This window comes from Pseudomonas multiresinivorans (assembly GCF_012971725.1).
GTDB classification, from domain to species: domain Bacteria; phylum Pseudomonadota; class Gammaproteobacteria; order Pseudomonadales; family Pseudomonadaceae; genus Pseudomonas; species Pseudomonas multiresinivorans.
Genome location: NZ_CP048833.1, coordinates 1,659,156 through 1,674,036, shown reverse-complemented (window position 1 = coordinate 1,674,036; position 14,881 = coordinate 1,659,156). Strand labels below are relative to the sequence as shown.

7 protein-coding genes, 4 tRNA genes and 4 rRNA genes are annotated in these 14,881 nt (G+C 55.7%); 1 reads left to right on the top strand and 14 read right to left on the bottom strand.

The window, feature by feature from the left end; translation table 11 throughout:
- Positions 1-223 precede the first annotated feature (223 nt).
- From G4G71_RS07640 to G4G71_RS07575, 14 genes are all read right to left on the bottom strand, one after another.
- Positions 224-299: transfer RNA gene (locus G4G71_RS07640), tRNA-Ala, on the bottom strand.
- Positions 300-325: 26 nt separating this feature from the next.
- A tRNA-Ile gene (locus G4G71_RS07635) sits at positions 326-402 on the bottom strand.
- 64 nt (positions 403-466) lie between these two features.
- Positions 467-2,003 (bottom strand): 16S ribosomal RNA (locus tag G4G71_RS07630).
- A gap of 382 nt (positions 2,004-2,385) precedes the next feature.
- A 5S ribosomal RNA gene (gene rrf, locus G4G71_RS07625) occupies positions 2,386-2,501 on the bottom strand.
- A 135-nt stretch (positions 2,502-2,636) separates the two neighbouring features.
- Positions 2,637-5,528 (bottom strand): 23S ribosomal RNA (locus G4G71_RS07620).
- A 230-nt stretch (positions 5,529-5,758) separates the two neighbouring features.
- Positions 5,759-5,834: transfer RNA gene (locus G4G71_RS07615), tRNA-Ala, on the bottom strand.
- 26 nt (positions 5,835-5,860) lie between these two features.
- Positions 5,861-5,937 (bottom strand) — tRNA-Ile (locus G4G71_RS07610).
- 64 nt (positions 5,938-6,001) lie between these two features.
- A 16S ribosomal RNA gene (locus tag G4G71_RS07605) occupies positions 6,002-7,538 on the bottom strand.
- The 16S, 23S and 5S rRNA genes sit together here with 4 tRNA genes alongside, the layout of an rRNA operon.
- Before the next feature lie 544 nt (positions 7,539-8,082).
- Positions 8,083-8,691: a protein-methionine-sulfoxide reductase heme-binding subunit MsrQ gene (gene msrQ / locus G4G71_RS07600; RefSeq protein WP_169936556.1), complete on the bottom strand. Its 609-nt coding sequence runs from the start codon at positions 8,689-8,691 to the stop codon at positions 8,083-8,085.
- Positions 8,691-9,701, bottom strand: coding sequence for a protein-methionine-sulfoxide reductase catalytic subunit MsrP (gene msrP, locus G4G71_RS07595; protein ID WP_169936554.1), 1,011 nt, complete (start codon positions 9,699-9,701; stop codon positions 8,691-8,693). Before msrP ends, msrQ begins: the two co-directional genes overlap by 1 nt.
- 57 nt (positions 9,702-9,758) lie before the next feature.
- The gene (gene pssA, locus G4G71_RS07590; protein WP_088416411.1) at positions 9,759-10,583 is read right to left on the bottom strand and encodes a CDP-diacylglycerol--serine O-phosphatidyltransferase; all 825 of its coding nucleotides are present in this window, start codon (positions 10,581-10,583) and stop codon (positions 9,759-9,761) included.
- A gap of 149 nt (positions 10,584-10,732) precedes the next feature.
- Entirely contained in the window at positions 10,733-11,749 is a 1,017-nt protein-coding gene (gene ilvC, locus G4G71_RS07585) for a ketol-acid reductoisomerase (RefSeq protein ID WP_169936552.1), read from the bottom strand.
- Between the two features lie 44 nt (positions 11,750-11,793).
- Positions 11,794-12,285 carry an acetolactate synthase small subunit gene (gene ilvN, locus G4G71_RS07580; RefSeq protein ID WP_017516326.1) on the bottom strand — a complete coding sequence of 164 codons (492 nt, stop codon included), beginning with the start codon at positions 12,283-12,285 and terminating at the stop codon, positions 11,794-11,796.
- 2 nt (positions 12,286-12,287) lie between these two features.
- Positions 12,288-14,018 carry an acetolactate synthase 3 large subunit gene (locus G4G71_RS07575; RefSeq protein ID WP_024767184.1) on the bottom strand — a complete coding sequence of 577 codons (1,731 nt, stop codon included), beginning with the start codon at positions 14,016-14,018 and terminating at the stop codon, positions 12,288-12,290.
- A gap of 403 nt (positions 14,019-14,421) precedes the next feature.
- On the opposite strand from G4G71_RS07575, the gene G4G71_RS07570 reads away from it, so the two are divergent.
- Positions 14,422-14,874 (top strand): DUF4124 domain-containing protein, encoded by a 453-nt coding sequence (locus tag G4G71_RS07570; RefSeq protein WP_169936549.1) that lies wholly within the window; start codon positions 14,422-14,424, stop codon positions 14,872-14,874.
- Positions 14,875-14,881: the final 7 nt, after the last annotated feature.

Sequence of the window (14,881 nt, the reverse complement as noted above, 5' to 3'; positions counted from 1 at the left end):
CCCAAGCAATCTGGTTATTGTCTCGAACGTGAAGACGACATTCGCCGAAAATTCGCGCTTGAACTCGCAAATTTTACCTTGACTTGAATAATCACCAGTGAAAGAGATTATTCAGTCTACTTCTATCACATACCCAAATTTTTAAAGAACGGTTCTGGCACAAAGACCAGACATCAATGTTCGTTCAACTTGAACATTCATGTCTGAGCTTTCGACGATTTAATGGTGGAGCCAAGGAGGATCGAACTCCTGACCTCCTGCGTGCAAAGCAGGCGCTCTCCCAGCTGAGCTATGGCCCCATCGGATCGCAGCACACCACAACAATTGGTGGGTCTGGGCAGATTCGAACTGCCGACCTCACCCTTATCAGGGGTGCGCTCTAACCAACTGAGCTACAGACCCAATCGTCTAACCAGTGAATCAAGCAATTCGTGTGGGAGCTTATGAAGAAGCTGAGATCTTCGATTAAGGAGGTGATCCAGCCGCAGGTTCCCCTACGGCTACCTTGTTACGACTTCACCCCAGTCATGAATCACTCCGTGGTAACCGTCCCCCTTGCGGTTAGACTAGCTACTTCTGGAGCAACCCACTCCCATGGTGTGACGGGCGGTGTGTACAAGGCCCGGGAACGTATTCACCGTGACATTCTGATTCACGATTACTAGCGATTCCGACTTCACGCAGTCGAGTTGCAGACTGCGATCCGGACTACGATCGGTTTTATGGGATTAGCTCCACCTCGCGGCTTGGCAACCCTCTGTACCGACCATTGTAGCACGTGTGTAGCCCTGGCCGTAAGGGCCATGATGACTTGACGTCATCCCCACCTTCCTCCGGTTTGTCACCGGCAGTCTCCTTAGAGTGCCCACCATAACGTGCTGGTAACTAAGGACAAGGGTTGCGCTCGTTACGGGACTTAACCCAACATCTCACGACACGAGCTGACGACAGCCATGCAGCACCTGTGTTCCGATTCCCGAAGGCACTCTCGCATCTCTGCAAGATTCCGGACATGTCAAGGCCAGGTAAGGTTCTTCGCGTTGCTTCGAATTAAACCACATGCTCCACCGCTTGTGCGGGCCCCCGTCAATTCATTTGAGTTTTAACCTTGCGGCCGTACTCCCCAGGCGGTCGACTTATCGCGTTAGCTGCGCCACTAAGATCTCAAGGATCCCAACGGCTAGTCGACATCGTTTACGGCGTGGACTACCAGGGTATCTAATCCTGTTTGCTCCCCACGCTTTCGCACCTCAGTGTCAGTATCAGTCCAGGTGGTCGCCTTCGCCACTGGTGTTCCTTCCTATATCTACGCATTTCACCGCTACACAGGAAATTCCACCACCCTCTACCGTACTCTAGTCAGGCAGTTATGGATGCAGTTCCCAGGTTGAGCCCGGGGATTTCACATCCATCTTACCAAACCACCTACGCGCGCTTTACGCCCAGTAATTCCGATTAACGCTTGCACCCTTCGTATTACCGCGGCTGCTGGCACGAAGTTAGCCGGTGCTTATTCTGTTGGTAACGTCAAAACAGCAAGGTATTAACTTACTGCCCTTCCTCCCAACTTAAAGTGCTTTACAATCCGAAGACCTTCTTCACACACGCGGCATGGCTGGATCAGGCTTTCGCCCATTGTCCAATATTCCCCACTGCTGCCTCCCGTAGGAGTCTGGACCGTGTCTCAGTTCCAGTGTGACTGATCATCCTCTCAGACCAGTTACGGATCGTCGCCTTGGTAGGCCTTTACCCCACCAACTAGCTAATCCGACCTAGGCTCATCTGATAGCGCAAGGCCCGAAGGTCCCCTGCTTTCTCCCGTAGGACGTATGCGGTATTAGCGTTCCTTTCGAAACGTTGTCCCCCACTACCAGGCAGATTCCTAGGCATTACTCACCCGTCCGCCGCTGAATCCAGGAGCAAGCTCCCATCATCCGCTCGACTTGCATGTGTTAGGCCTGCCGCCAGCGTTCAATCTGAGCCATGATCAAACTCTTCAGTTCAATACTGCTTGGGTTTTGAGAAAACCCTAAACTTGGCTCAGCAATCGCATGCTCTATTTAAAGAGCTAAAACTCTCGAATTCACGAGTGTTACTTGCGCTGCTGATAATCAGTCGATCATCAGTCTTACATCACAAGCACCCACACGAATTGCTTGATTCAACTTGTTAAAGAGCAGTTGGTTGATTCTTTCGTCTCAACCGAGGCGCGCATTCTACGCTAACCTCATCTTTCGTCAAGCTTTATTTTTCGAAAATTTCTTTTCTACTCAATCGCCTGGCTTCTGAGAGTCTCGACCCTCGTCAGCAGCAAGCACAAATCATGTGCTTACACTAATAGGCAAAGCCCCGGACAGCGAAGCTGACCGGGGCTTTGGGATAGGAGCTTGACGATGACCTACTCTCACATGGAGAAACTCCACACTACCATCGGCGATGCGTCGTTTCACTACTGAGTTCGGGATGGGATCAGGTGGTTCCAACGCTCTATGGTCGTCAAGCAATTCTTTATGGACGCTCGTGGCAGTTGCACACGCTCATCCAGATTCGGGTATGTGACAGGTAATTTGCGGTTCACACGAACTTTCGGTTCGTTACGTCTTCACCGTACAACACGCAAATTGTTTGGGTGTTATATGGTCAAGCCTCACGGGCAATTAGTATCGGTTAGCTCAACGCCTCACAGCGCTTACACACCCGACCTATCAACGTCGTAGTCTTCGACGGCCCTTCAGGGGAATCAAGTTCCCAGTGAGATCTCATCTTGAGGCTAGTTTCCCGCTTAGATGCTTTCAGCGGTTATCTATTCCGAACATAGCTACCCGGCAATGCCACTGGCGTGACAACCGGAACACCAGAGGTTCGTCCACTCCGGTCCTCTCGTACTAGGAGCAGCCCCTCTCAAATCTCAAACGTCCACGGCAGATAGGGACCGAACTGTCTCACGACGTTCTAAACCCAGCTCGCGTACCACTTTAAATGGCGAACAGCCATACCCTTGGGACCGGCTTCAGCCCCAGGATGTGATGAGCCGACATCGAGGTGCCAAACACCGCCGTCGATATGAACTCTTGGGCGGTATCAGCCTGTTATCCCCGGAGTACCTTTTATCCGTTGAGCGATGGCCCTTCCATACAGAACCACCGGATCACTAAGACCTACTTTCGTACCTGCTCGACGTGTCTGTCTCGCAGTCAAGCGCGCTTTTGCCTTTATACTCTACGACCGATTTCCGACCGGTCTGAGCGCACCTTCGTACTCCTCCGTTACTCTTTAGGAGGAGACCGCCCCAGTCAAACTGCCCACCATACACTGTCCTCGATCCGGATAACGGACCAGAGTTAGAACCTCAAGCATGCCAGGGTGGTATTTCAAGGATGGCTCCACGCAGACTGGCGTCCACGCTTCAAAGCCTCCCACCTATCCTACACAAGCAGGCTCAAAGTCCAGTGCAAAGCTACAGTAAAGGTTCACGGGGTCTTTCCGTCTAGCCGCGGATACACTGCATCTTCACAGCGATTTCAATTTCACTGAGTCTCGGGTGGAGACAGCGCCGCCATCGTTACGCCATTCGTGCAGGTCGGAACTTACCCGACAAGGAATTTCGCTACCTTAGGACCGTTATAGTTACGGCCGCCGTTTACCGGGGCTTCGATCAAGAGCTTCGCTTTCGCTAACCCCATCAATTAACCTTCCGGCACCGGGCAGGCGTCACACCCTATACGTCCACTTTCGTGTTTGCAGAGTGCTGTGTTTTTAATAAACAGTCGCAGCGGCCTGGTATCTTCGACCGGCATGGGCTTACGCAGTAAATGCTTCACCCTCGCCGGCGCACCTTCTCCCGAAGTTACGGTGCCATTTTGCCTAGTTCCTTCACCCGAGTTCTCTCAAGCGCCTTGGTATTCTCTACCCAACCACCTGTGTCGGTTTGGGGTACGGTTCCTAGTTACCTGAAGCTTAGAAGCTTTTCCTGGAAGCATGGCATCAACCACTTCATCATCTGAAAGATGACTCGTCATCAGCTCTCGGCATTAAGACCCCGGATTTACCTAAGATCTCTGCCTACCACCTTAAACTTGGACAACCAACGCCAAGCTGGCCTAGCCTTCTCCGTCCCTCCATCGCAGTAACTAGAAGTACAGGAATATTAACCTGTTTCCCATCGACTACGCTCTTCAGCCTCGCCTTAGGGACCGACTAACCCTGCGTCGATTAACGTTGCGCAGGAACCCTTGGTCTTTCGGCGTGGGAGTTTTTCACTCCCATTGTCGTTACTCATGTCAGCATTCGCACTTCTGATACCTCCAGCAAGCTTCTCAACTCACCTTCACAGGCTTACAGAACGCTCCTCTACCGCGCATCTTGCGATGCACCCGTAGCTTCGGTGTATGGTTTGAGCCCCGTTACATCTTCCGCGCAGGCCGACTCGACTAGTGAGCTATTACGCTTTCTTTAAAGGGTGGCTGCTTCTAAGCCAACCTCCTAGCTGTCTAAGCCTTCCCACATCGTTTACCACTTAACCATAACTTTGGGACCTTAGCTGACGGTCTGGGTTGTTTCCCTTTTCACGACGGACGTTAGCACCCGCCGTGTGTCTCCCACGCTGACACTTCCAGGTATTCGGAGTTTGCATCGGTTTGGTAAGTCGGGATGACCCCCTAGCCGAAACAGTGCTCTACCCCCTGGAGTGATACGTGAGGCGCTACCTAAATAGCTTTCGAGGAGAACCAGCTATCTCCGAGCTTGATTAGCCTTTCACTCCGATCCACAAGTCATCCCCTACCTTTTCAACGGGAGTGGGTTCGGTCCTCCAGTCAGTGTTACCTAACCTTCAACCTGCTCATGGATAGATCGCCCGGTTTCGGGTCTATACCCAGCGACTAAAACGCCCTATTAAGACTCGCTTTCGCTACGCCTTCCCTATACGGTTAAGCTCGCCACTGAATATAAGTCGCTGACCCATTATACAAAAGGTACGCAGTCACCTAACAAAGTAGGCTCCCACTGCTTGTACGCATACGGTTTCAGGTTCTATTTCACTCCCCTCTCCGGGGTTCTTTTCGCCTTTCCCTCACGGTACTGGTTCACTATCGGTCAGTCAGTAGTATTTAGCCTTGGAGGATGGTCCCCCCATATTCAGACAAAGTTTCTCGTGCTCCGTCCTACTCGATTTCACTTCAAAGAACCTTTCACATACGGGGCTATCACCCACTATGGCCGCACTTTCCAGAGCGTTCTGTTAGATTCAAAGAAGCTTAAGGGCTAATCCCCGTTCGCTCGCCACTACTAAGGGAATCTCGGTTGATTTCTTTTCCTCAGGGTACTTAGATGTTTCAGTTCCCCTGGTTCGCCTCTTGCACCTATGTATTCAGTACAAGATACCTAGCTTATGCCAGGTGGGTTTCCCCATTCAGAGATCTCCGGATCAAAGTCTGTTTGCCGACTCCCCGAAGCTTATCGCAGGCTACCACGTCTTTCATCGCCTCTGACTGCCAAGGCATCCACCGTATGCGCTTCTTCACTTGACCATATAACCCCAAGCAATCTGGTTATTGTCTCGAACGTGAAGACGACATTCGCCGAAAATTCGCGCTTGAACTCGCAAATTTTACCTTGACTTGAATAATCACCAGTGAAAGAGATTATTCAGTCTACTTCTATCACATACCCAAATTTTTAAAGAACGGTTCTGGCACAAAGACCAGACATCAATGTTCGTTCAACTTGAACATTCATGTCTGAGCTTTCGACGATTTAATGGTGGAGCCAAGGAGGATCGAACTCCTGACCTCCTGCGTGCAAAGCAGGCGCTCTCCCAGCTGAGCTATGGCCCCATCGGATCGCAGCACACCACAACAATTGGTGGGTCTGGGCAGATTCGAACTGCCGACCTCACCCTTATCAGGGGTGCGCTCTAACCAACTGAGCTACAGACCCAATCGTCTAACCAGTGAATCAAGCAATTCGTGTGGGAGCTTATGAAGAAGCTGAGATCTTCGATTAAGGAGGTGATCCAGCCGCAGGTTCCCCTACGGCTACCTTGTTACGACTTCACCCCAGTCATGAATCACTCCGTGGTAACCGTCCCCCTTGCGGTTAGACTAGCTACTTCTGGAGCAACCCACTCCCATGGTGTGACGGGCGGTGTGTACAAGGCCCGGGAACGTATTCACCGTGACATTCTGATTCACGATTACTAGCGATTCCGACTTCACGCAGTCGAGTTGCAGACTGCGATCCGGACTACGATCGGTTTTATGGGATTAGCTCCACCTCGCGGCTTGGCAACCCTCTGTACCGACCATTGTAGCACGTGTGTAGCCCTGGCCGTAAGGGCCATGATGACTTGACGTCATCCCCACCTTCCTCCGGTTTGTCACCGGCAGTCTCCTTAGAGTGCCCACCATAACGTGCTGGTAACTAAGGACAAGGGTTGCGCTCGTTACGGGACTTAACCCAACATCTCACGACACGAGCTGACGACAGCCATGCAGCACCTGTGTTCCGATTCCCGAAGGCACTCTCGCATCTCTGCAAGATTCCGGACATGTCAAGGCCAGGTAAGGTTCTTCGCGTTGCTTCGAATTAAACCACATGCTCCACCGCTTGTGCGGGCCCCCGTCAATTCATTTGAGTTTTAACCTTGCGGCCGTACTCCCCAGGCGGTCGACTTATCGCGTTAGCTGCGCCACTAAGATCTCAAGGATCCCAACGGCTAGTCGACATCGTTTACGGCGTGGACTACCAGGGTATCTAATCCTGTTTGCTCCCCACGCTTTCGCACCTCAGTGTCAGTATCAGTCCAGGTGGTCGCCTTCGCCACTGGTGTTCCTTCCTATATCTACGCATTTCACCGCTACACAGGAAATTCCACCACCCTCTACCGTACTCTAGTCAGGCAGTTATGGATGCAGTTCCCAGGTTGAGCCCGGGGATTTCACATCCATCTTACCAAACCACCTACGCGCGCTTTACGCCCAGTAATTCCGATTAACGCTTGCACCCTTCGTATTACCGCGGCTGCTGGCACGAAGTTAGCCGGTGCTTATTCTGTTGGTAACGTCAAAACAGCAAGGTATTAACTTACTGCCCTTCCTCCCAACTTAAAGTGCTTTACAATCCGAAGACCTTCTTCACACACGCGGCATGGCTGGATCAGGCTTTCGCCCATTGTCCAATATTCCCCACTGCTGCCTCCCGTAGGAGTCTGGACCGTGTCTCAGTTCCAGTGTGACTGATCATCCTCTCAGACCAGTTACGGATCGTCGCCTTGGTAGGCCTTTACCCCACCAACTAGCTAATCCGACCTAGGCTCATCTGATAGCGCAAGGCCCGAAGGTCCCCTGCTTTCTCCCGTAGGACGTATGCGGTATTAGCGTTCCTTTCGAAACGTTGTCCCCCACTACCAGGCAGATTCCTAGGCATTACTCACCCGTCCGCCGCTGAATCCAGGAGCAAGCTCCCATCATCCGCTCGACTTGCATGTGTTAGGCCTGCCGCCAGCGTTCAATCTGAGCCATGATCAAACTCTTCAGTTCAATACTGCTTGGGTTTTGAGAAAACCCTAAACTTGGCTCAGCAATCGCATGCTCTATTTAAAGAGCTAAAACTCTCGAATTCACGAGTGTTACTTGCGCTGCTGATAATCAGTCGATCATCAGTCTTACATCACAAGCACCCACACGAATTGCTTGATTCAACTTGTTAAAGAGCAGTTGGTTGATTCTTTCGTCTCAACCGAGGCGCGCACTCTACGCTAACCTCATCTTTCGTCAAGCTTTATTTTTCGAAAATTTCTTTTCTACTCAATCGCTTGGGCTTCCGAGAAGTCAAACCTCTCATCAGCGGGAGGCGTATTCTACAGCGATCAAACTCACTGTCAAGCACCTCGGCGATCTTCTTTTCAGCTCGCCGCCGGAGCAGCTAATGAAGAGCGGCAAGTGAATCACCTGCCTGACCACCACTCCCAACTAGAATCTCTGTAAGTACTTGATTTTTAAGTTCTTTCAGCGTTTCGCCGCCGGGAGTGGTGCGCATTATAGGGAGTTTAAATCGAGCGTCAACGACTAATTTAAACTTTCTTCAGTTAGCCGCCAGGCGGCCCCGTAGCGACGGTAGCCGCCGAGCCACAGACGGCACCCGCAAAAGCAGCAGGAGCAGGCCTATGGCCGCATAGATCGCCCAACGCTCCAGATCGGACCGTACGACCCACAGCATATGCAGTAATCCAAAACCGAGGATGACGTATATCAGGCGATGCAGTTTCTTCCAGCCCGCCCCCAGTCTGCGCATGCTGTAGCGGTTGGAGGTCAGTGCCAGGGAGAGGAGTCCAAGGAAGGCAATGAATCCGACGATGATGTAAGGCCGCTTGCGCAATTCGACTCCCAGCTGCCCCCAGTCCAACCCTAGGATGAAGACAGCATAGGCGCCCAGGTGCAGCACTATATAAGTGAAGCACCATAACCCCAGCTGGCGACGGACCTGCACCCAACCTCCCCAGCGAGTGATCTTCTGCAGCGGTGTCATCGACAGGGTAATAAGCAGCAGGATCAGCCCGCCCTGCCCCAACCGATCTACCAATACCTTGCCCGGGTCCGGACCGAGATCGAAGATCCACGCTTGGTACAGCCAATAGAGCGGCGGAAGCAGCGCAGCCAGAAACACGCCGGCCCGCCAGAACGGATAGCGCATCAGTAGTCCTTCCTCAGATCCATGCCTGCATAAAGCGAAGCGACCTCATCGGCATAGCCGTTGAACATGAGGGTAGGACGAACATTGGGGCTGAATAGTCCACTGGGCAGGCGACGCTCGCGCGCCTGGCTCCAGCGCGGATGGTCCACCGTCGGATTGACGTTGGCATAGAAGCCATACTCGTCCGAGGCCAGACTCTGCCAGGTAGTCTTTGGCTGCTCCTCGACGAAGCTGATCCGCACAATGGACTTGGCTCCCTTGAAGCCGTACTTCCACGGCACCACCAGACGCAGCGGCGCACCGTTCTGATTGGCAAGTACCCGGCCGTACATGCCAACTGCCAGAATCGCCAAGGGATGCATCGCCTCATCCATACGCAGCCCTTCCACATAGGGCCAGTCGATCAGGGCGAAGTTGGATTGCACACCCGGCATATCCTTGCGATCCACCAGGGTTTCGAAGCGCAGGTATTTCGCCTTGCTGGTCGGCTCGACCCGCTTGATCAGCTCGGAGATCGGAAAGCCGATCCACGGAATGACCATCGACCAGGCCTCGACACAGCGCAATCGGTAGATGCGCTCCTCCAACTGATAAGGCTTGATGAAGTCCTCGAGCGCGTACTGGCCGGGTTTACCCACCTCCCCATCGATCACCACGGACCAGGGCTCGGTCTTCAGGGCGCCCGCATTGGCAGCGGGATCCCCCTTGTCCGGGCCGAATTCGTAGAAATTGTTGTAGGTGGTCGCATCCCTAAACGGCGTGATGGCTTCATCTTTTACCGTGACAGCGTCCCAGCGAGTAGCGGCGAGCTTTTCCGTGAGCCAGGAAGGAGCGGCCGCTTCGGCTACGTCGGCATAGCGACCGCCCTCGGCAAAACTCAGACGCGGCAATCCGGACAGAGCGGCAGCCGCCATCGCACCACCGAGAAAGTGGCGACGAGACAGATAGAGGGATTCGGGCGTGACTTCCGACTCGTGACAATCGGAAAGACGGGACGACTTGATCAGCATGACGGGCTCCGCAACAACTGGCTGTATGCGCCAGTAGACTGCGGAGCCCGCTGGAAATTACACGGCAGGCGGCTGCTTGCGACGGCGCAATTGCAACAAGTATTGCACCGGGCCGGAGGCCGCGTATGCAAGGAACAGCAGGAGCAGGATACGCGGCGGGTCGGTGAAGACCACAGCAAATGCCAGCACCACCACCAGGATCGCCATGAACGGCACACGGCCGCGCAGATCGAGATCCTTGAAGCTGTAGTACTTGATGTTGCTGACCATCAGCATGCCGGCGGCAGCGACCATCAGGGCAACCAGCAGGGAAACCTTGGCACCCTGCACGTCGAAGTCAGCGAATGCCCACACCGTACCGGCAACCAGCGCCGCAGCAGCCGGACTGGCCAGACCGATGAAGTAGCGCTTGTCAGCCTTGCCCACCTGGGTATTGAAGCGGGCCAGGCGCAACGCGGCACCGGCCACATAGATGAAGGCGACCATCCAGCCGACCTTGCCCAGGCTGCTCAGCGCCCATTCGAAGGCGACCAAAGCCGGCGCGACACCGAAGGCCACCATGTCGGACAGCGAGTCGTACTCGGCGCCGAAGGCACTCTGGGTGTTGGTCAGGCGAGCTACACGACCGTCCAGACCATCCAGAACCATGGCAACGAAGATTGCGATGGCGGCATTGGAGAAATCACCGCTCATGGCATTGATGATGGCGTACAGGCCGGTGAACAGTGCCGCGGTGGTGAACAGGTTGGGCAGCAGGTAAATGCCGCGATGACGAACCTTGCGGCCTTCGGCGTCATGGCCTTCTTCGATGTGTTCATCGATGGGCAGCAGACTTTCTTCGGTGTCGGAAGCCTTGTTGGGCTCCTCGTGACCTTCACTCATGGACGATTCCTTGAGAACTCGTTGAGGCTGAAATTCGCCGGGGTACGCTACGGCGCGGACAGGCCCGGCACTCCCGCTTTATACCAGATCACCACCCCAGAACGAAAAAACGCGGCAAGCGCCGCGTTTCTTCGTTTGTCGAAAGGACCTTAGTTCTTGGCCTTGTCGACGATCTTGTTGGCGGCGATCCACGGCATCATGGAGCGCAGTTGCTCGCCGATGACTTCGATGCCGTGAGCGGCGTTGTTGCGGCGCTTGGCGGTCATCGACGGGTAGTTGGTGGCGCCTTCGGAGATGAACATCTTGGCGTATTCGCCGTCCTGGATGCGCTTCAGAGCGTTGCGCATGGCCTGACGGGATTCGGCGTTGATCACTTCCGGACCGGTCACGTACTCGCCGTATTCGGCGTTGTTCGAGATCGAGTAGTTCATGTTGGCGATGCCGCCTTCGTACATGAGGTCAACGATCAGTTTCAGTTCGTGCAGGCACTCGAAGTAGGCCATTTCCGGAGCGTAACCGGCTTCGACCAGGGTTTCGAAACCGGCTTTCACCAGCTCGACGCAACCGCCGCACAGAACGGCCTGCTCGCCGAACAGGTCGGTTTCGGTCTCGTCCTTGAAGGTGGTTTCGATGATGCCGGTACGGCCGCCGCCAACGCCGCAGGCGTAGGACAGGGCGACGTTCTTGGCATTGCCCGAAGCGTCCTGGTAGATCGCGATCAGGTCAGGGATGCCGCCGCCTTTCACGAATTCGGAGCGTACGGTGTGGCCCGGGGCTTTCGGCGCGATCATGATCACGTCGAGGTCAGCGCGCGGAACGACCTGGTTGTAGTGGATGGAGAAGCCGTGGGCGAAGGCCAGGGTGGCGCCTTTTTTCAGGTTCGGCTCGATCTCGTCCTTGTACAGGCGGCCCTGGAACTCGTCCGGGGTGAGGATCATGACCAGGTCGGCAGCGGCAACGGCTTCGGCCACTTCGGCGACTTTCAGGCCGTGGTTCTGAGCCTTGGCAACGGAAGAAGAACCCGCACGCAGGCCGACGGTGACGTCGACGCCGGAGTCTTTCAGGTTGCAGGCATGGGCGTGGCCCTGGGAACCGTAACCGATGATGGCAACTTTCTTGCCCTGAACGATGGAGAGGTCACAGTCTTTATCGTAGAAAACGCGCATTTGGGTAATCCCCTGTCAGTTGGCCTCGTGGGCCGTATTTCAAATCAGATGCTGAGAGTCTTGTCGCCACGGGCAATGCCGGTGACGCCGCTGCGGACAACTTCGAGGATCGACGCGGTGCCGATGGCCTGGATGAAGCTGTCCAGCTTGTCGCTGGTGCCGGCCAGCTGCACGGTGTAGACGCTGCTGGTGACGTCGACGATCTGTCCGCGGAAGATGTCGGTGGTGCGCTTGACCTCGGCGCGCTGGGCGCCGGTGGCCTTCACCTTCACCAGCATCAGCTCGCGCTCGATGTGCGCGCTCTCCGAGAGATTCACCAGTTTTACCACCTCGATGAGCTTGTTGAGGTTCTTGGTGATCTGCTCGATGACTTCATCCTGACCGGCGGTGGTCAGGGTCAGGCGCGACAGCGTCGGGTCCTCGGTCGGGGCGACGGTCAGGCTTTCGATGTTGTAGTTGCGCTGGGAGAACAGGCCGACGACGCGGGACAGCGCGCCGGGTTCGTTTTCCAGCAGCAGGGAAATGATGTGTCGCATGATCAGGTACGCTCCGTCTTGCTCAGCCACATGTCGCGCATCGCACCACCGCGGATCTGCATCGGGTAGACGTGCTCGCTGGTATCGACCTGGATGTCGAGGAAGACCAGGCGATTCTTCATCGCGAAGGCCTCTTCCATCATCGGTTTCAGATCCTTCAGGTCGGTGATGCGCATGCCGACGTGGCCATACGCTTCAGCCAGCTTGACGAAGTCCGGCAGCGATTCCATGTAGGAGTGCGAGTAGCGGCTGTTGTACTGCATGTCCTGCCATTGGCGGACCATGCCCAGCGCACCGTTGTTCAGGTTGACGATCTTCACCGGCAGGTCGTACTGCAGGCAGGTGGACAGCTCCTGGATGTTCATCTGGATGCTGCCTTCACCGGTCACGCACGCAACGTCGGCATCGGGGAAGTTCAGCTTCACACCCATGGCGGCCGGGAAGCCGAAGCCCATGGTGCCCAGGCCACCGGAGTTGATCCAGCGATTGGGCTTGTTGAAGCGGTAGTACTGCGCCGCGAACATCTGGTGCTGACCTACGTCGGAAGCGACGAAGGCATCACCGTTGGTGACTTCGCAGAGGGTTTCGATCACGGTCTGCGGCTTGATGATGCTGCCGTCGCCCATGCTGTAGGGGAACAGGCCGCGGGTGCCGCGCCATTCTTCGATCTGCTTCCACCAGGCAGCCTGGGCTTCCTTGTTCGGGGTCTCGCCGATTTCCTTGAGGATCGCGACCATTTCGGTCAGGACGCTGTCCACCGGGCCGACGATCGGGATGTCGGCCTTGACGGTCTTGGAAATCGAGGCCGGGTCGATGTCGACGTGGATGATCTTGGCGTTCGGGCAGAACTTGGCTGCGGTCTCGCCGTTGATCACGCGGTCGTCGAAACGCGCACCGACGGCAAAGATCACGTCAGCGTGGTGCATCGCGAGGTTCGCGGTGTAGCTGCCGTGCATGCCGAGCATGCCGACGAACTGGCGATCGGTACCCGGATAGCCACCCAGGCCCATCAGGGTATTGGTGACCGGCACATTGAGCATGCGCGCGACTTCGGTCAGCGGCTCGGCGGCATTGCCCATGATCACGCCGCCACCGGCGTAGATGATCGGGCGCTTGGCGGCGAGCATCATCTCGGCGGCCTTGCGGATCTGGCCGGAGTGGCCACGGACCGCCGGGCTGTAGGAGCGCAGCTTGACCTTCTTCGGGTAGTTGTATTCGAACTTCTGGGTCGGGTCGCCCATGTCCTTCGGAATATCGATCACCACCGGGCCGGGACGGCCGGACTGGGCGATATAGAAGGCCTTCTTGATGACCTCGGGGATTTCCGACGGGTGCTTGATGATGAAGCTGTGCTTCACGATCGGACGGGAGATACCGACCATGTCGGTTTCCTGGAACGCGTCGGTGCCGACCATGTTGCTCGCCACCTGGCCGGAGATCACCACCATCGGGATGGAGTCCATGTAGGCAGTGGCGATGCCGGTAACGGCGTTGGTCGCGCCGGGACCGGAGGTCACCAGCACCACGCCCGGCTTGCCGGTGGCGCGCGCATAGCCGTCGGCCATGTGGGTGGCGGCCTGCTCGTGGCGAACCAGGATGTGGGTTACTTCGTTCTCTTTGAAGAGAGCGTCGTAGATATGCAGGAGGGCACCGCCCGGGTACCCGTAGATGTACTTAACGCCTTCGTCACGCAGGGAGCGGACGACCATTTCAGCGCCGGATAAAAGTTCCACGTTGTCACCTCTAGAACGCTATATACGGAAACCCCCAACGTGGGGGACCGACTTGGATGGCTGCCCGGCAGACATGGGCGAATGTAATCGCCGGCTACGTCGACTGCCGATTGAGCAGAACCTGGAGACACTCCTGTTTGTGTTACGGAGAGCCTCCACCCAGCGCGAGGTAACGCGAAACAGGGTGAAACTTTGCGGCGCGGGTAGCACCTCTTGTCTGCCGAGTAAAACCAGCTTGCGGCCGGCCCACTGCAGCGAACCTTGGATTCTTCTGAAACGAAGCGGCCAAGTCAAGCCATATATGGCTTTGAATGAAGCAGGGATGTGAACTTTCTCAGAGTGAATAAGCGCACGATTTGGTTATAGTTACCGACAGACTCCGCACCCCAAGGATCGACAAAGCATGCGACGGACGATTTTCATGGGCAGCCTGCTGCTCGCACTGGCCCCGACCGTGATGGCCGCGCAGGTCTACAAATGGGTAGATGCCCAGGGCATCACCCACTTCGGGGCACAGCCGCCGGAGGGCGCGAACGCCTCTGCCCTCAACACCAATTCCGCCCAGCCCAAGGCCGCCAGCAACTTTCCGCCACCCGCCGCTGCCAAACCAACACTGGCGCCCAGCGACGACGAAAAGCAGAAGGCAGCGGACGAGAAGGTGCGCCAGGAAGTGGCGCAACAAGAAGCCGAGCGCATCAAACAGTGCGAACTGGAGCGTACCAACCTGGCGCAGCTCAAGAACAACCCGCGCGTTCGAGTGGATGATGGCAATGGCGACGTTCGCCGGATCACCGAAGAAGAACGTCAGGCGCGCATCGCAGCCAGCGAGAAGAACATCCGCGAGAACTGCAACTGACGCCCGC